The 17,636-nt window shown below is 62.0% G+C and carries 16 protein-coding genes; 7 read left to right on the top strand and 9 right to left on the bottom strand.

All coding sequences use genetic code 11. The features are described from left to right. Positions 1-16 precede the first annotated feature (16 nt). On the top strand, positions 17-1,210 hold the full coding sequence (locus TU79_RS20260; protein ID WP_057009666.1) for a multidrug effflux MFS transporter: 1,194 nt from the start codon (positions 17-19) through the stop codon (positions 1,208-1,210). 4 nt (positions 1,211-1,214) lie between these two features. Here TU79_RS20260 and TU79_RS20255 read toward each other — a convergent pair whose 3' ends face one another. Both TU79_RS20255 and TU79_RS20250 read right to left on the bottom strand, forming a co-directional pair. Continuing rightward, positions 1,215-2,228 (bottom strand): zinc-binding alcohol dehydrogenase family protein, encoded by a 1,014-nt coding sequence (locus TU79_RS20255; RefSeq protein WP_057009665.1) that lies wholly within the window; start codon positions 2,226-2,228, stop codon positions 1,215-1,217. A gap of 37 nt (positions 2,229-2,265) precedes the next feature. Beyond that, complete coding sequence (locus TU79_RS20250) at positions 2,266-2,559, bottom strand: putative quinol monooxygenase (protein ID WP_057009664.1); 294 nt, start codon at positions 2,557-2,559, stop codon at positions 2,266-2,268. A 117-nt stretch (positions 2,560-2,676) separates the two neighbouring features. Here TU79_RS20250 and TU79_RS20245 point away from each other — a divergent pair, with 117 nt between their 5' ends. From TU79_RS20245 to TU79_RS20235, 3 genes are all read left to right on the top strand, one after another. Further along, the gene (locus TU79_RS20245; protein WP_057009663.1) at positions 2,677-3,588 is read left to right on the top strand and encodes a LysR family transcriptional regulator; all 912 of its coding nucleotides are present in this window, start codon (positions 2,677-2,679) and stop codon (positions 3,586-3,588) included. Between the two features lie 152 nt (positions 3,589-3,740). Continuing rightward, on the top strand, positions 3,741-4,436 hold the full coding sequence (locus TU79_RS20240; protein ID WP_057009662.1) for an ArsR/SmtB family transcription factor: 696 nt from the start codon (positions 3,741-3,743) through the stop codon (positions 4,434-4,436). Between the two features lie 103 nt (positions 4,437-4,539). Beyond that, the gene (locus TU79_RS20235) at positions 4,540-5,910 is read left to right on the top strand and encodes an MFS transporter (protein ID WP_057009661.1); all 1,371 of its coding nucleotides are present in this window, start codon (positions 4,540-4,542) and stop codon (positions 5,908-5,910) included. Positions 5,911-5,976: 66 nt separating this feature from the next. Here the strand turns inward: TU79_RS20235 and TU79_RS20230 are convergent, their stop codons facing one another. Then, positions 5,977-6,930: an adenosine deaminase gene (locus TU79_RS20230; protein ID WP_057009660.1), complete on the bottom strand. Its 954-nt coding sequence runs from the start codon at positions 6,928-6,930 to the stop codon at positions 5,977-5,979. Positions 6,931-7,123: 193 nt separating this feature from the next. On the opposite strand from TU79_RS20230, the gene TU79_RS20225 reads away from it, so the two are divergent. Further along, positions 7,124-8,215 (top strand): calcium:cation antiporter, encoded by a 1,092-nt coding sequence (locus tag TU79_RS20225; RefSeq protein ID WP_057009659.1) that lies wholly within the window; start codon positions 7,124-7,126, stop codon positions 8,213-8,215. 61 nt (positions 8,216-8,276) lie between these two features. On the opposite strand, the gene TU79_RS20220 is transcribed toward TU79_RS20225, so the two are convergent. The 6 genes from TU79_RS20220 to TU79_RS20195 form a co-directional block, all read right to left on the bottom strand. After that, positions 8,277-9,635 (bottom strand): 8-oxoguanine deaminase, encoded by a 1,359-nt coding sequence (locus TU79_RS20220; protein ID WP_057009658.1) that lies wholly within the window; start codon positions 9,633-9,635, stop codon positions 8,277-8,279. A gap of 121 nt (positions 9,636-9,756) precedes the next feature. Next, the gene (locus tag TU79_RS20215; protein ID WP_057009657.1) at positions 9,757-10,443 is read right to left on the bottom strand and encodes an SDR family oxidoreductase; all 687 of its coding nucleotides are present in this window, start codon (positions 10,441-10,443) and stop codon (positions 9,757-9,759) included. Between the two features lie 54 nt (positions 10,444-10,497). Further along, complete coding sequence (locus TU79_RS20210) at positions 10,498-11,079, bottom strand: IMPACT family protein (RefSeq protein ID WP_057009656.1); 582 nt, start codon at positions 11,077-11,079, stop codon at positions 10,498-10,500. Between the two features lie 12 nt (positions 11,080-11,091). Then, positions 11,092-11,751: a TetR/AcrR family transcriptional regulator gene (locus tag TU79_RS20205; protein ID WP_057009655.1), complete on the bottom strand. Its 660-nt coding sequence runs from the start codon at positions 11,749-11,751 to the stop codon at positions 11,092-11,094. Positions 11,752-11,838: 87 nt separating this feature from the next. Further along, the gene (locus TU79_RS20200; protein ID WP_057009654.1) at positions 11,839-13,233 is read right to left on the bottom strand and encodes a uracil-xanthine permease family protein; all 1,395 of its coding nucleotides are present in this window, start codon (positions 13,231-13,233) and stop codon (positions 11,839-11,841) included. A gap of 88 nt (positions 13,234-13,321) precedes the next feature. Continuing rightward, the gene (locus TU79_RS20195) at positions 13,322-14,242 is read right to left on the bottom strand and encodes a LysR family transcriptional regulator (protein WP_057009653.1); all 921 of its coding nucleotides are present in this window, start codon (positions 14,240-14,242) and stop codon (positions 13,322-13,324) included. 126 nt (positions 14,243-14,368) lie between these two features. On the opposite strand from TU79_RS20195, the gene aptA reads away from it, so the two are divergent. Together aptA and TU79_RS20185 are read left to right on the top strand one after the other, a co-directional pair. Next, the gene (gene aptA, locus TU79_RS20190; protein WP_057009652.1) at positions 14,369-15,718 is read left to right on the top strand and encodes an omega-aminotransferase AptA; all 1,350 of its coding nucleotides are present in this window, start codon (positions 14,369-14,371) and stop codon (positions 15,716-15,718) included. A gap of 40 nt (positions 15,719-15,758) precedes the next feature. Next, entirely contained in the window at positions 15,759-17,252 is a 1,494-nt protein-coding gene (locus TU79_RS20185; protein ID WP_057009651.1) for a CoA-acylating methylmalonate-semialdehyde dehydrogenase, read from the top strand. Positions 17,253-17,636: the final 384 nt, after the last annotated feature.

Below are 17,636 nucleotides of genomic sequence, written 5' to 3'. Positions count from 1 at the left end.
CTCACTTGGGTGTCTGATGAACCTTCGCATAATCCTGATCCTGGGCGCCTTGAGCGCCTTCGCGCCGTTGTCGATCGATTTTTACCTGCCAGGCTTTCCGGCCATGGCCACGGCGTTTGCCACCGATGAAAAACATATCCAGCTGACCCTGGCGGTGTATTTCGCAGGCTTGGCCATTGGTCAATTGATCTACGGCCCGCTGGCCGACCGCTTCGGGCGCCGCGTGCCGCTGCTCAGCGGCGTGATCCTGTTTACCCTCGCGTCTTGTGCCTGCGCCTATGCGCCATCCCTGGAGTGGCTGATCGGCGCGCGCTTCGTGCAGGCCCTGGGCGGGTGCGCGGGCATGGTGATTTCCCGCGCGGTGGTCAGTGACAAGTGCGATGCCATAGGCTCGGCCAAGGTGTATTCGCAACTGATGCTGGTGACCGGCCTGGCGCCGATCCTGGCGCCGTTGGCGGGCGGGGTCATGGTCGGCTTGTGGGGCTGGCAGTCGATCTTTCTGGCGTTGTCGCTGTTCAGCGCACTGGCCGCCATCGCGGTGGCGGTGGGGTTGCCGGAAACCTTCCCGGCCCATCAGGCGCGCCAACCGTTGTCCGGATCGTTGCGTCGTTACGCCGCGTTGCTCTCGGACCGCGTCTACCTCGGTTACGCCCTGACCGGCGGCATTTCGATTGCCGGGATGTTTGCCTACATCGCCGGTTCACCGTTCGTCTTCATCAAGCTCTATGGCGTGGCGCCCGAGCATTACGGCTGGCTGTTCGGCTCCAATGCGGCGGGCTTTATCCTGATGGCGCAGGTGAATGCGCGGCTGCTGGCCAAACGTGGGCCGGCGTTCCTGCTGTCGCGTACCGTATGGTTGTATGCGTTGGCGGCGCTGACGCTGTTGGGCATCGCCGCGTTGCGCACCGAGGCGCTGTGGCCGCTGCTGGTGCCGCTGTTTATCTGCATCGCCAGCCTGGGCTGTATTTTGCCGAACACCTCGGCCTGTGCCATGACCGGGCAGGGCGCCCGGGCCGGCAGTGCTTCGGCGTTGCTGGGGTGCATTCAGTTCGGCGTGGCGGCGGGGGCCGCGTCGTTGGTGGGGATGTTGCACGATGGCACCGCGCTGCCGATGGCGATGGTCATCAGCCTGTGCGGTGTACTCGCGGTGACCATTGCCGTGTCGACCCAGCGCCTGCAACGGGCGCGGGCCGAGCAGGCGCAGGTCTGACCGATCAGAACCCTTCGAGCACGATCTTGCCCTTGGCTTTGCCGCTTTCGAGCAAGGCATGGGCACGGCGCAGGTTGTCGGCGTTGATCACGCCGAAGTGCTCGCCCAGTGTGGTTTTCAGGGTGCCGTCGTCGATCAGTTCGGCGACGCGGTTGAGCAGGTTGTGTTGCTCGATCATGTCCGGTGTTTCGAACATCGAGCGGGTGTACATGAACTCCCAGTGCAGCGACAGGCTCTTGCGCTTGAGCGTGCTCACGTCCAGCGCCTTGGGGTCGTCGATCAGCGCCAGTTTGCCCTGGGGTTGCAGCGCTTCCACCAGTTGATCCAGGTGATGCTCGGTGTGGGTCAGGCTGGCGACGTGGGTCACCTGCGGGTGGCCGGCCTGTTGCAGGGCCTGGCTCAGCGGTTGGCTATGGTCGATCACCAGGTGCGCGCCGAGGTCTTTGGCCCAGGCTTGGGTTTCCGGGCGCGAGGCGGTGCCGATCACTTTCAGTGCGGTAAGTCGGCTGGCCAGTTGGGTGAGGATCGAGCCCACGCCCCCGGCGGCGCCGACGATCAGCAGGCTCTGGCCTTCATCGGTTTGACCTTCACGCACCTGCAGGCGCTCGAACAGCAGTTCCCAAGCGGTGATAGCGGTCAGGGGCAGGGCGGCCGCCTCGGCGAAACTCAGGCTTTTGGGCATGCGCCCGACGATACGTTCGTCGACGGTGTGCAGCTCGCTGTTGCCGCCCGGGCGCACCAGGGAGCCGGCGTAGAACACCTTGTCACCGTGCTTGAACAGCGTCACGTCGCTGCCGACCGCCTTGACCACGCCCGCCACGTCCCAGCCCAGCACCTTGGCGGCGCCGTTTTCCGGGGCGACGTTCTGGCGGACCTTGGTATCGACCGGGTTGACCGAGATGGCTTTGACTTCCACCAGCAGGTCACGCGGGCCGGCGACGGGTTCGGGCAGTTCGATGTCCTGCAGGGATTTTGGATCGTTGATCGGCAGTGAAGCGTAATACGCGATGGCTTTCATGGGGGCTCCGCAAAAGGGTGATGGGAAGGTGCGGTGATCAGGCGAGCAATGTCAGGCGCTTGAGTTCGAAATGTTCGATCACATCGGCGGCCTTGGCGCGAAAGCTCTGGATATGTGCGCTCTGGTCGTGGTCGGCCAGGGCGGCGTCGTCGCTCCAGCGTTCGAGCATGTAGAAGGTCTGCGGGTGTTGCAGGTCCTGGTACAGGTCGTATTGCTCGCAACCGGCTTCAAGGCGGGTGGGCTCCAACAGCTCACGCAGGCGTTTTTCCAGGGTGTCCTGTTGGCCGGGCTTGGCGATCAGCGTGGCAATGACGTTAAAGGCGGTGGACATGGTCGACTCCAGATACGTGATGAACGGGATGCCCAGATGATTGGCTATTTGCTGCGCGGATAAAAGCCGCTAAAACAGAGGTCTGTTTCAATAATATTTTGATAATGGGCGGGTTTTATGCTGCGCTTTGATGATTTACAGCTGTTTGTGCGTGCCGCGGACCTGGGCAGTCTGTCGGCGGCGGCGCGGGTGATGGACCTGTCGCCGGCAGTGGCGAGTGCCGCCCTCAAGCGCATTGAGCAGCAACTGGGCGCGCGCTTGCTGGCGCGTTCCACCCGCAGCCTGCGCCTGACGGCCGAGGGGGAGGGTTTTCTGGACTACGCGCGTACCGCGTTGGGTGCGCTGGAGGACGGACGGCGTCATCTGGCCAGCGGTCAGGACCACGTCAGCGGTGTGCTGCAACTGTCGGCGCCTTCGGATTTCGGGCGCAACCTGCTGTTGCCGTGGCTGGATGAGTTCCAGCGCGAGCACCCGCAACTGAATATCCGTCTGCTGCTGGGCGACCGCATTGCCGACCTGTTTCGCCAGCCGGTGGACATTGCCCTGCGTTATGGCGAGCCCGAGGACTCCAGCCTGGTCGCGCTGCCTGTTGCGCCGGACAATATCCGCGTGCTGTGCGCCGCGCCCAGCTATCTCGCGCGGCATGGCGAGCCGCAGCAGCTGGAGCAACTGGCCCAGCACAATTGCCTGCTGTATATGCTCGGCACCCGCGTGCACGATCAATGGGGCTTTCACGACGGCAAGCGTAAGGTCGGCCTGACGGTTACGGGCGATCGCTTCAGTGACGACGCCGATGTGGTGCGGCGCTGGGCGGTGGCGGGCATGGGCATTGCCTACAAGTCCTGGCTGGATGTGAGCGCCGACGTGCTGGCCGGGCGCCTGCGCCTGATCCTGCCGGCGCTGCGCGGCGAGGGCACGCCCCTCAATCTGCTGTGCGCGCACCGTGCACAATTGAGCAAGCCCATCAACCTGCTGCGGGAAATGCTCGTGTCCCGTTGTGCGACATTGACGGCGCAAATGCCCGGATGAGTGCGTCCGACGTAAAACCTTCCATCAAGGCCGGAAATTTCACTCAGCTCATGTCCCTATCCACGCTGTAAGACCCCATGGAACCGGCGCTTTGTGTGCCTGTACTCTGGCGGTTACCGCATCAGAAAAATGCGTCAACAGGGAGTGGATAGATGGAACAGGCACCATGCATCAGCCGTATCGCCAGCTTGCTGGCCGAGCCCAAACGCACCGCCATGCTCTGGGCTTTGATGGACGGTTCGGCCAGGTCGTCGGAGGAGTTGGCCACGCTGGCCGGCGTGTCGTCGACCTCGGCCAATGCGCACCTGGCGCGACTGACCGGCAGCGGCTTGCTGCGGGTCGAGGTGCGGCGTGGCCGACGGCTCTTCCGCGTTGCCGCCGCCGATGTCAGCCTGGCCATCGACGCCCTGGCCAGCACCACCATGGCCAGTGCCGCGCGTTGTTCACCCCAGGTGGCACCCGTGGCGTTGGCAGCGCCAGCGTCGTTGCGCCACGCGCGTTTGTGCCAAGGCCACCTGGGCGGTGAACTGGCGGCGCAGTTGTATCAACGGATGATGGCGGCGGGGTGGATTGAGCGTTGTGAGCAGCGCATCGAAGTCACGTTCAAGGGCGCGCAGCAACTGGCCGGCCTGGGGATTTTCACCCAGGCGCTGAGCACGCCGCTGGTGTGCGATTGTTTCGACTGGAGTCAGCAGCAACCGCACCTGGGCGGCGCGTTGGGGGCGGGGCTGATGCAACTGTTTTTGCAGTCGAACTGGATCCGCGCCACGCACGCGTCTCGCGGCTTGTTGGTGAGCCCCACGGGGCTGCTGGAAATCGCCCGTCTGGCTGAACCCGCCCAGGCCTGAGGCGGTCGGCGTCGTTCAGGGTTTCAGTCAGGTCGCATCCAGCAATAGCCCGCCAAAACGATGCCGCACACTCGCCGAGGGGAATTTCACACGGGGGTGCAGCATGGGCAGGCAAGGCTATAGCGCGGCGGAACGGCTGGAACGGTTACCTTTGAGCGGTTATCACCGCGTCATCTTTATCATCATCGCCCTGGCGTTTTTCTTCGACTCCATGGACCTCGCGATGATGACCTTTCTGTTGGGCTCGATCAAAACCGAGTTTGGCCTGAGCACGGCCCAGGCCGGGTTGCTCGCCAGCTCGAGTTTTTTTGGCATGGTGGTGGGCGCGTCCCTGTCCGGCATGCTGGCGGACCGCTTCGGCCGCAAGCCGGTGTTCCAGTGGAGCATCGTGCTGTGGGGCCTGGCCAGCTACCTGTGTTCCACGGCGCAGACGGTGGAGGCGCTGACCTTGTTCCGTGTGCTGTTGGGCATCGGCATGGGCATGGAGTTTCCGATTGCCCAGTCGATGCTGTCGGAGCTGATTCCCGCCAAGCGGCGCGGGCGTTACATCGCTTTGATGGACGGCTTCTGGCCGCTGGGCTTTGTGGCCGCCGGGGTGTTGTCTTACTTTTTGTTGCCGGTGATTGGCTGGCGCGACATCTTTCTGGTGCTGGCGGTGCCGGCGGTGTTCGTTCTGGCGATCCGCTTCTTCATCCCGGAATCGCCGCGCTGGCTGGAGCAGGCCGGGCGGCATGCGGCGGCGGACAAGGTGTTGCTGGGGATCGAGCAGAAGGTGCGCGATTCGCTGGGCCGCGCGGACTTGCCCGAACCGATTGCATTGCCACGGGTAGAGAGTGCGCCGGGCACGTTCTTCTCTGCCTTCCACCAGCTGTGGTCGGCGCAGTACCGCCAGCGCACGATGATGATCTGGAGCGTGTGGTTCTTTGCGCTGCTCGGGTTCTACGGGTTGACCTCGTGGCTGAGCGCGCTGCTGCAGCAGTCGGGGTTTGCGGTGACACAGTCGGTGTATTACACGGTGATCATTTCCCTGGGCGGGATCCCCGGCTTTCTGATGGCGGCCTGGCTGGTGGAGCGCTGGGGACGCAAACCGGTGTGCGTGGTGACGCTGCTGGGCGGTGGGGTGATGGCGTTTCTCTACGGACAAAGCGCGGTGTTTGGCGGCAACGTCGGCCTGCTGATCACCTCGGGGCTGCTGATGCAGTTCTTCCTGTTTGGCATGTGGGCGGTGCTGTACACCTATACGCCGGAGCTTTACCCCACGTCGGCGCGTGCGACAGGCTCCGGGTTTGCCTCGGCCATCGGCCGGGTCGGCTCCCTGCTCGGGCCGTTGGTGACCGGGCTGGTATTCCCGATTACCGGGCAGGGCGGGGTGTTTGCCCTGGGCGCGCTGTGTTTTGCCGTGGCGGCATTGGTGGTGTGGGTGTTCGGAATGGAGACGAAGGGCAAGACCCTGGAAGAACTCACCGAAGCCTGAAGAACACTGCAAACCGCAATGTGGGAGGGGGCAAGCCCCCTTCCACATTTGGTTTTAGTGATTAAGTTATGGCTTGATCAACCGCGCATCCAGGCTGTTCTGCGCCAGGCGTTTGGCCTGGTCCTGGGTCATGCCCAGGCTGGTGTACAGCGCATGGAAGTTCTCGGTGACATAACCGCCGAAGTACGCCGGGTCATCGGAGTTCACCGTCACTTTCACGCCGCGCTCGAGCATGTCGAGGATGTTGTGCTGGGCCATGTCGTCGAACACGCAGAGCTTGGTGTTGGACAACGGGCACACGGTCAGCGGGATCTGTTCGTCGATGATGCGCTGCATCAGGCGCTCGTCTTCGATGGCGCGCACGCCATGGTCGATGCGCTGGATTTTCAACAGGTCGATGGCTTCCCAGATGTACTCGGGCGGGCCTTCTTCGCCGGCGTGGGCCACGGTGAGGAAGCCTTCGCCACGGGCGCGGTCGAACACACGCTGGAACTTGCTCGGCGGGTGACCCATTTCCGAACTGTCCAGGCCCACGGCCACGAATGCATCACGGAACGGCAACGCCTGGTCGAGGGTTTTTTCGGCTTCGGCTTCGCTCAGGTGGCGCAGGAAGCTGAGGATCAGGCCGCTGCTGATGCCCAGTTGCTGCTCACCATCCTTGAGTGCGGCGGCGATGCCGTTGAGCACCACTTCAAAGGGGATGCCACGGTCGGTGTGGGTTTGCGGGTCGAAGAACGGTTCGGTGTGAATCACGTTCTGGGCCTTGCAGCGCAGCAGGTAGGCCCAGGTCAGGTCGTAGAAATCCTGGGAGGTGCGCAACACATCGGCGCCCTTGTAATACAGGTCGAGAAACTCCTGCAGGTTGTTGAACGCGTAGGCCTTGCGCAGGGCTTCGACGTCGTTCCACGGCAACGCAATCTTGTTGCGTTCGGCCAGGGCGAACAGCAGCTCAGGCTCCAGCGAGCCCTCCAGGTGCAGGTGCAATTCGGCCTTGGGCAGGGCGTTGAGCCAATCGTACATAGTCAAATTCTCATCAGGTGCAATGGCGGCATTCTACAGGCCATGGCAGAAATAATCGGCAAAACCTGACCGGCAGGAGAGTATTCCTATTATTCGCGCAAGGGCGACTTGAATTAAGGTGTAACGAAACGTTAGCGGCGCGATGCAGTCTGTACCCCATCAATGACTGATTTGCCCTACCAGAAGGCCCGCAATGCTTACCTCACTCAAGCAAGAAAAATTCATGCTGCTGGCGCTGATTGCCGCCATCGCCGCCTACCCGCTGGAGCACTGGATGCTGCACAGCGGGCAGGTCGTGGCGCTGGTGGCGGGCGTGGTGTTGATCGGCTTTATCGTGATGGCCTCGATGCGCGTCGCCCACCATGCCGAGCAATTGGCGGAGAAGGTCGGCGACCCCTACGGCACCATGATCCTGACGCTGGCCGCCGTGCTGGTGGAAGTGGTGATCCTGGCCATCATGATGAGCAACGAACCTTCGCCCACCTTGGTGCGCGACACCATTTATTCGGCGGTGATGCTGGATATCAACGGCATCCTCGGCCTGGCCGCGCTGATGGGCGGCATCAAGCACGGTGAGCAGTCCTACAACGATGACTCTGCGCGCACTTACAGCGTGATGATCCTGACCGCCATGGGCGTGTCGATGGTGGTGCCGGAATTTATCCCCCAGGCCGACTGGAAGATTTACTCGGCGTTCACCATCGGCGCGATGGTGGTGCTCTACACCTTGTTCCTGCGCATGCAGGTCGGGCCGCACAGTTATTTCTTCAGCTACAGCTACCCGGAAAAACGCCGCAAGAAACTGCCGGAAGCCGAACATGAGGCGCCGGTGAGCCTGGCGTTTTCCATCGGCACCCTGGTGTTCGGCGTGATCGTGATTGGCGCGCTGGCCGAAGTGATGTCCAAGACCCTCGACCTGGGCCTGGAAGGCACGGGCGCACCGCCGGTGATCACGGCGATTGTGGTGGCGGCCATTTCGGCGGCGCCGGAGATCCTGACCGCGTTGCGTGCGGCGCTGGCCAATCGCATGCAGTCGGTGGTGAACATTGCCCTGGGTGCTTCGTTGTCGACGGTGATTCTGACCGTACCGGTGATGGAAGCCATGGCGCTCTACAGCGGCCAGCCGTTCCAGATGGCGATGACCCCGGTGCAGACAGTGATGGTGTTTATCACGCTGATCGTGAGTGCGATCAACCTCAACGATGGCGAAACCAATGCGATCGAAGGGATGACGCACTTTGTGCTGTTTGCGACGTTCATCATGTTGTCGCTGCTGGGACTTTAAGCACCACATAACGGATGTGGGAGGGGGCTTGCTCCCTCCCACATTTTGAACAGTGTCTGGCTCAGGTCCCGGCGATCAATTGCCGCGCGGCCTGGGTGTGATCGGCGATCAGGCCCTTGAGGTCGAGGCCTTCAATCTGGCCGTCGATGACGCGCCACTTGCCGCCCACCATCACCCGATCAGCCCGATCGGCGCCGCACAGCAGCAACGCCGAAATCGGGTCATGGCTGCCGGAAAAGCGCAGTTCATCGAGCTTGAACAGCGCCAGGTCTGCCTGTTTGCCTACGGCCAATTCGCCGATATCCGTGCGTCCCAATAACTGCGCCGAGCCTTTGGTCGCCCAGCCAAGCACACCTTCGGGGGTGATTTTTTCGGCGCCGTAGCGCAGGCGCTGGAGATACAACGCCTGGCGCGTCTCGAGGATCATGTTCGACGCATCGTTGGACGCCGAGCCGTCCACGCCAAGGCCAATGGGCGCGCCGGCGGCGAGCAGGTCGAGGGTGGGGCAGATGCCGGACGCCAGGCGCATGTTCGAACTGGGGCAATGGCAGATACCGGTGCCGGCCGCGCCCAGGCGTGCGATTTCATCCGGGTTGAAGTGAATGCCATGGGCCAGCCAGGTGCGCGGGCCAAGCCAGCCGACGCTGTCGAGATAATCCACGGTGCGCAGGCCGAAGCGTTGCAGGCAGAAGTCTTCTTCATCAAGGGTTTCCGCCAGGTGCGTGTGCAGGCGTACATCGAGTTGATTGGCCAGCTCGGCGCTGGCTTGCATGATTTCGCGGGTGACGGAGAACGGTGAGCAGGGCGCCAGGGCAATCTGGATCTGCGCGCCGTCGCCGCGTTCGTGGTAGTCGCGGATCAGGCGCTGGCTGTCGTCGAGAATCACCTGGCCGTGTTGCACGGTCTGCTGCGGCGGCAGGCCGCCGTCGGCTTCGCCCAGGCTCATGGAACCGCGAGTGAGCATGGCGCGCATGCCCAGTTCGCGCACGCTTTGCACTTGCACATCAATGGCGTGTTCCAGGCCGTCGGGGAACAGGTAATGGTGGTCGGCGGCGGTGGTGCAGCCGCAGAGCAGCAGTTCGGCGAGGGCGACCCTGGAGGCCAGCGCGAGTTTTTCCGGCGTCAGCCGCGCCCACACCGGGTAGAGGGTTTTCAGCCAGGGGAACAACGGCTGGTTGACCACCGGTGCCCAGGCGCGGGTGAGGGTCTGGTAGAAGTGGTGATGGGTATTGATCAGGCCCGGCAGGATCACGTGCTCGCGGGCGTCGAACACCTGTGTGCAGGGATGTGCGGGCGCCTGGCCGTGGGCCAGTACTTCGCTGATCACACCGTCTTGCAGCACCAGGCCGCCACGGGCATCGAGGCCATTGGCGGTAAATATCGCGAGGGGGTTTTTTAACCAGATACGGGTCGCAGGCATTGGCCGGCTCCTCTGAATGATGGGTTCAGGTTTGCCAGCTCAGTGTTGCCCTGTCTGCTGATCCAGGGTCGCCGGGGAGGGCGAGGTGCTGGAGCGAGCAAGCTCGCTCCAGGCGGGACGATTACCAGGCGATGGTGTCGCCCTTGTAGTCCACGAAGTGATGACCGCCTTTGCCGGTGTAGGCATTTACCTGGTCCACCAGGCCGCGCACGCTGGTGTCGACATCGATATGGGCGTTTTCGCCGCCCATGTCGGTCTTCACCCAGCCCGGATGCAGCGACAGCACGGTGAGTTTTTTTCTGCCCAGTTGAGTGACGAAACTGTTCGTCATGGAGTTGAGCGCGGCCTTGCTGGCTTTGTACAGCGCCATATCCGAACCGTCGGGGATGGTCACGCTGCCCAGCACCGAACTCATGAACGCCAGCACGCCACTGTCCTTGCGGATTTGCCCGACAAAGCGCTGGGCCAGGTTGATCGGCGCCACGGCGTTGGTAAAAAACAGCTGGCCGACCTGCGCCAGGGTGGCGTGGCCTGGTTCCTGGTTGTCCGGGCCCTTGACGCCGGCGTTGACGAACAGCAGGTCGAAGGTGCGGTCCTTGAGACGCTGGCTCAGGGCGATCACGGCTTGCTGATCGTCCATGTCCAGTTTTTCGATCTGTACCGGGCCGACAGCCTTGAGGGCATCGGCCTTGCCCGGGTCGCGCACGGTGGCGGTGACGTCCCAGCCGTCCTGCAGCAATTGCTTGACCAGGCCAAGGCCCAGGCCGCGCGAGGCGCCGATGATCAGTGCGGTTTTTTGCGTAGACATGAAAAGCTTCCTTTGCAGTAGCGGTTCAGGGTGCAGTGGGCAACAGTAGCAGGTTCAGCGTTGCAGCAGGATACGGCCACGGCTCAGGTCGGCCAGTTGGGTCTGCAGGGCGCCGATGTGCACTTCGCCCAGGGCCAGTTGCAGCTCGACACCGTTGGCGGTGAAATTTTCTTCCACGATCAGCCCATCCAGTTCGGCCACGCGCAGCTTGAGCAGGTTCAGTTCGGAGAAGCTGCAGGCGCAACTCAACGCTACGCGGCTGATCAGCTCGATGCGTTCGGCTGTTTGCAGGCACTTGTTGGCGCCGCCGCCATAGGCGCGGGCCAGCCCGCCGGTGCCCAGCTGAATACCGCCGTACCAGCGGATCACCAGCACCACCACCTGATCGAACCCTTGCGCCTCGATGGCTGCGAGAATGGGCCGCCCGGCGGTGCCACCGGGTTCGCCATCGTCGTTGCTGCGGTATTGATCGGCCAGTTTCCAGGCCCAGCAGTTGTGGGTGGCGTTGAGGTCACTGTGGTGCTCGATAAACGCCTGAGCGTCCAGCGCAGTGGTGATCGGCGCGGCCAGGGTAATAAAGCGGCTTTTGCGTATTTCTTCGCGAAATTCGCAAAGGCCGGTCAGCGTGTAAGGCATAAGTCGCTTCGTTTATTGGGCTGGCTTGATGCCACAGCCTTTGAGAATGATGTGGATCAGGTTGGTGCCGGCTTCTTCCATGTCCTGCCTGGTCAGCCGGGTGCGACCGGTGACGCGGCAGATCTGGGTCGCGAAGTCGGCGTAGTGCTGGGTGCTGCCCCACAGCAGGAAGATCAGGTGCACAGGGTCGATCGGGTCCATTTTGCCGGCGTCGATCCAGGCCTGGAACACCGCCGCACGGCCGCTGAACCAGGCGCGGTAGTCCTGGCTGAAATATTCGGTGAGGCATTCGCCGCCGCTGATGATCTCCATCGCGAAGATTCGCGAGGCCTGTGGCTGGCGTCGCGAGAACTCCATCTTGGTGCGGATGTAGCGGGCGAGCGCCACGGCGGGGTCGTCCTCGGCGGTCAGCGCGTTGAAGGTGCTGTCCCACAGTTCGAGGATATTGCTGAGCACTGCGATATACAGGCCCAGCTTGTTGGTGAAGTAGTAATGCAGGTTGGCCTTGGGCAATCCGGCACTGGCCGCGATGGTGTTCATGCTCGTGCCCTTGTAGCCATGGCGCGCGAACTCATCTTCAGCAGCCCGCAGAATCGCTTGTTCGTTCTTTTGCCGAATGCGGCTGGCAGGTTTACCGGCGTGGTTGCTGTGGGCAGGAACTTCGAGGCTCATGGAGGTTTCCGTGCTGATCGATAAAGACGACGTGTGCACAGATAACCCACCCTTAAGCCTCAGACAAGTCCTGATGCAATAAAACCGTCAAAGCGGTTTCAGGGTGTCGCTTTCGGTTGCCGGGTTTGCGCCAACCGGGCTCGCCTTGGCTTCGGGCAGCAGCAGACACAGCACGATAGCGGTCAAGCCGCCGCTGGTGATGGCCGAGTCGAACAGGTTCTGCACCAGGGTGGGCATCAAGTGCAGCAGATTGGGCTGGGCGGCGATGCCCAGGCCAACGCCGAACGAGGTGGCGATAATCAGCATGCTGCGCCGGTCCAGTGGGGCCTGGGCGAGGATGCGCACGCCGGCGGCGGCCACGCTGCCGAACATCACCAGGGTCGCGCCACCCAGCACCGGTTTGGGGATTTGCTGCAGCACGGCGCCAATCAGCGGAAACAATCCGAGGCAAAACAGCAGCACGCCTATGTATAAGCCGACGTAACGGCTGGCCACACCGGTGAGTTGGATCACGCCGTTGTTTTGCGCAAAGGTGGTGTTGGGAAATGCGCTGAAGGTGGCGGCGATCATGCAGCTCACGCCGTCTCCCAGTACGCCGCCTTTGAGTCGGCTTATATAGGAAGGGCCGCTGATGGGTTGGCGGGCGATCATGCAGTTGGCGGTGAGGTCGCCCACGGTTTCGATGCTGCTGATCAGATAAATCAGCGCGATTGGCAGGAAGGCGCTCCAGTCGAAAGTGAACCCGAAGCGAAACGGGGTCGGCACGCTGACCCAGGGCAAGTCCGGCAGCGCCTGTGGCACGAGTTTGCCGCTGAACCAGGCGGCCAGGCTGCCCAGGGCCAGGCCGATGATGATGGCCGAGAGGCGCACCCACGGCGTAGCGGAGCGGTTGAGCAGGATGATGGTGAGCACCACGAACAGGCCGAGCGCCAGGTTGGTGGGCGCGCCGAAGTCGGGGGCATTGAAGCCGCCGCCGAGGTCGGTGATACCGACCTTGATCAGGCTGATGCCGATCAGCGTGATCACGATGCCGGTCACCAGCGGGGTGATCACCCGACGCAGTTGGCCGATGAAGCGGCTGAGCACGATCTGCACCGCGGCACCGAAGAAACACACGCCGAAGATCATCGCCATGATGTCCTCCGGGCTGCCACCGCGTTGCTTCACCAGAAAACCGGCCGACAGTACCGCGCCAAGAAACGCGAAGCTGGTGCCTTGCAGGCAGATCATGCCGGCTCCGATACCAAACGGCCTGCGCGCCTGGATAAAGGTGCCTGCGCCGGAAACCATCAGCGCCATGCTGATCAGGTAGGGCAAGTAGGCAGTCAGGCCCAGGGTGGAGCCGATGATCAGCGGCGGGGTGATGATGCCGACGAAGGCGGCCAGTACATGTTGCAGGGCGGCGAGCATCGCCGGTGCGGGTTTCGGGCGGTCGTCGAGGCCGTAGATCAGGTCGCTGGGGCTCAAGGATTCTGGGGGCATGGCAGGTCAACTCAGGGCGGACGGTTCAAGGTCGTTGCGTCCTTGCAAAAAACTGTCCAGTTGCTCAGCTTTTTGCTTGAGGCCCGAGTCAGCGGGTTGCGGCGAGGTTTTCGAGAAAGCTTTCCAGCACCAAATGAGGGCGACGGCCCTTGCGCGTGACCGATGCCAGGCTCAAATCGTAAAAACGCGTAGCCGATTTCAGCGCGCGCAGTCGGCCTTGTTGCACCCACAGGCTGGCGTAGTGGTCGGGCAAATAACCGATATAGCGCCCGGTGAGGATCAGGAACGCCATGCCTTCACGGTCGGAGGCGCTGGCCGTGCAGCGCAGTGCCTGGTAGTGCGCCTGGATCTCGGCGGGCAGGCGGAAAGTGGGCGCGATGGCGTCCTGGCTGTCGATGCGGGCATCGTCCAGCTGTTTGTCGTCGGCATAGAACAGTGGGTGGCCGACTGCGCAATAGAGCAGTGAACGTTCGCTGTACAGCGGCTGGTATTCAAGGCCGGACAGCGCGCTGGCCTGGGGCACGACGCCGACATGCAGGCGGCCGTCGAGTACGCCTTGTTCCACCTCGTTGGGAGCGATCATGCGGATCTGGATTTGCACGTCCGGGCCGCGTTCCTTCAATTGCGCCAGGGCGTGGGTGATGCGCATGTGGGGCAGGGTGACCAGGTTGTCGGTGAGGCCGATGATCAACTCGCCGCGCAGGTGCTGGTGCAGTCCATTGACCTCGGTGCGGAAACTTTCCAGTGCGCTCAACAGTTGCAGGGCGGATTGGTAGACCTCGCGGCCTTCTTCGGTCAGCGAGAACCCGGCGCGCCCACGTTGGCAGAGTCTGAGCCCGAGGCGTTGCTCCAGGTCGCCCATTTGCTGACTGATGGCCGAGCGGCCAATGCCGAGTACGGTCTCTGCTGCCGAAAAGCCGCCGCATTCGACCACGCTGCGAAAGATGCGCAGCAGGCGGATATCGAAGTCGCTGACTTGAGCGAGGGGATCTGGCCTGCGACTGCTCATGGTTTAGTGATGGCCTGACTGAAGGTTAGAAAAGTTGGGTTTCATCGACTTTATCGTCGTGGCAATTTACTCGCAACTACGCTTTATCGATCCCGACGCTGCCGTTTGCCCTGCGAGGTTTTGCTGATGAACATGCCCGAAAACGCCCCAACGTCCCTTGCCAGCCAGTTGAAGCTGGATGCGCATTGGATGCCGTATACCGCCAATCGCAGTTTCCAGCGTGACCCGCGCCTGATCGTGGCTGCGCACGGTAACTGGCTGACGGATGACAAGGGGCGCCAGGTGTATGACTCGTTGTCGGGCCTGTGGACCTGCGGCGCCGGGCATACGCGCAAGGAAATCCAGGAAGCGGTGGCCAAACAATTGGGCACGTTGGACTACTCGCCGGGCTTTCAATACGGTCATCCGTTGTCCTTCCAGTTGGCGGAAAAGATTACCGAGCTGACCCCGGGCAACCTGAACCATGTGTTCTTCACCGATTCGGGCTCCGAGTGCGCCGATACCGCGGTGAAGATGGTACGTGCCTACTGGCGCCTGAAAGGCCAGGCGACCAAGACCAAGATGATCGGCCGCGCCCGTGGTTATCACGGTGTGAATATTGCCGGTACCAGCCTGGGCGGGGTTAATGGCAACCGTAAGATGTTTGGTCAGGCCATGATGGATGTTGACCATCTGCCTCATACGTTGCTGGCGAGCAATGCGTTCTCCCGGGGGATGCCGGAGCAGGGCGGCATTGCGTTGGCCGATGAGTTGCTCAAGTTGATCGAGCTGCACGACGCCTCGAATATCGCCGCCGTGTTTGTCGAGCCAATGGCTGGTTCAGCCGGTGTGCTGGTGCCGCCACAGGGGTACCTCAAGCGTCTGCGCGAGATCTGCGACCAGCACAATATCCTGCTGGTGTTCGATGAAGTGATCACCGGCTTCGGCCGTACCGGCTCGATGTTTGGCGCCGACAGTTTCGGCGTGACGCCGGACCTGATGTGTATCGCCAAGCAAGTCACCAACGGCGCGATCCCGATGGGCGCGGTGGTGGCCAGCAGTGAGATCTATCAGACCTTCATGAACCAGGCGACGCCGGAGTACGCGGTGGAATTCCCCCATGGCTACACCTATTCGGCCCACCCGGTGGCCTGCGCGGCGGGTCTGGCGGCACTCGACCTGTTGCAGACGGAAAACCTGGTGCAGAGCGTGGCCGACATCGCGCCGCACTTCGAGAATGCGCTGCATGGTTTGAAGGGCAGCAAGAACGTGGTCGACATCCGCAACTACGGCCTGGCCGGTGCCATCCAGATTGCGCCGCGTGATGGTGATGCGATTGTGCGTCCCTTTGAGGCGGGCATTGCGTTGTGGAAGGCCGGTTTCTATGTGCGCTTTGGCGGCGATACGCTGCAGTTCGGGCCGATGTTCAACAGCAAGGCGCAGGACCTGGATCGATTGTTCGATGCGGTTGGCGAAGTGCTGCGCACGATCGATTAATTTTCTCCTTCTTTATAGAACTACTTTTCAGGAGCCCTGCATGAGCGTTATCCAGCATTTGATCAACGGTGAATGGGTCAGCGACAGCGGCCGTACGGCTGATGTGTACAACCCTTCCACCGGCCAGGTGATCCACCAGGTGCCGTTGGCCAGCCGCGAAACCATTCAGCGTGCAATTGACACTGCCAAGGCTGCGTTCCCGGCGTGGCGCAATACGCCGGCCGCCAAGCGGGCGCAGGTGATGTTTCGGTTCAAGCAATTGCTGGAGCAGAACGAGGCGCGTATCGCGCAGTTGATCAGCGAGGAGCATGGCAAGACGCTGGAAGACGCCGCCGGTGAGTTGAAGCGCGGGATCGAGAACGTGGAGTACGCGTGTTCGGCGCCGGAGATTCTCAAGGGCGAGTACAGCCGCAACGTGGGGCCGAATATTGATGCCTGGTCGGATTTCCAGCCGCTGGGCGTGGTGGCCGGTATTACGCCGTTCAACTTCCCGGCGATGGTGCCGTTGTGGATGTATCCACTGGCGATCGTGTGCGGCAACTGCTTCATCCTCAAACCGTCGGAGCGTGATCCGAGCTCTACGCTGTTGATCGCGCAATTGCTGCAGGAGGCCGGCTTGCCCAAGGGTGTGCTGAGTGTGGTGCATGGCGACAAAGTGGCAGTGGATGCCTTGATTGAAGCGCCGGAGGTCAAGGCGCTGAGCTTTGTGGGATCGACGCCGATTGCCGAGTACATTTATGCCGAGGCGACCCGGCGCGGTAAACGCGTGCAGGCGCTGGGCGGTGCGAAGAACCATGCGGTGCTGATGCCTGATGCGGACCTGGACAATGCCGTCAATGCGCTGATGGGCGCTGCCTATGGTTCGTGCGGTGAGCGGTGCATGGCGATCTCGGTGGCGGTGTGCGTGGGTGACCAGGTGGCGGATGCGTTGATCGCCAAGCTGGTGCCGCAGATCAAGGCGTTGAAGATTGGTGCGGGCACTACGTGCGGCCTGGATATGGGCCCGTTGGTGACGGGGCAGGCGCGGGACAAGGTCAGCGGCTATATAGAAGACGGGGTGGCGTCGGGTGCTGAGTTGGTGGTCGATGGCCGTGGCTTGAGCATTGCCGGGAACGAGCAGGGCTTCTTTTTGGGCGGCAGTCTGTTTGACCGCGTGACCGCTGAGATGCGTATCTATAAAGAAGAGATCTTTGGGCCGGTGCTGTGCGTAGTGCGAGTGAGCAGCCTGGAAGCGGCGATGCAACTGATCAACGATCATGAGTATGGCAACGGTACGTGCATCTTTACCCGTGACGGTGAGGCGGCGCGCTTGTTCTGTGACGAGATTGAAGTGGGCATGGTGGGTGTGAACGTTCCACTGCCGGTGCCGGTGGCTTATCACAGCTTTGGTGGCTGGAAGCGTTCATTGTTTGGGGACTTGCATGCCTACGGGCCTGATGGGGTACGGTTTTACACACGTCGCAAGGCGATCACCCAGCGCTGGCCGCAGCGGGCCAGTCATGAAGCGTCGCAGTTTGCTTTCCCTAGTTTGTAGCATGCGATGAAGGCCGGCCCCTTTGGGGCCGGCTTTTGCATTTGGGGGCTTATGACAGAAAGATGAAAAAAGAGGTTGACGGCAAATCCTGGGCGTCTATAATTCGCCCCACTTCCGGCGCAGTCGAAACGGAAAACTCCTTGGTAAACAAGTAGTTATGCAAGATTCGACAGCGAGTTGCTTCAGTTCATCGAAGCCCAGAAGGAGTTGATAGTGCGGTGTTGTTTGGCGCTATTAACGTTTCGATCTTCTCGGTTGAAAGCGGATAAAAAGAGGTGTTGACAGCAGCGTGTAACGCTGTAGAATTCGCCTCCCGCTAACGAGAGATCGGAAGCGCAAGTGGTTGAAGTTGTTGAAGAATTCTTCGAAAGCTTCTGAAAATAA

Source organism: Pseudomonas trivialis (assembly GCF_001439805.1).
In the GTDB taxonomy this organism is placed as follows: Bacteria; Pseudomonadota; Gammaproteobacteria; order Pseudomonadales; family Pseudomonadaceae; genus Aquipseudomonas; species Aquipseudomonas trivialis.
This window is presented reverse-complemented; position numbering and strand designations above follow the sequence as displayed.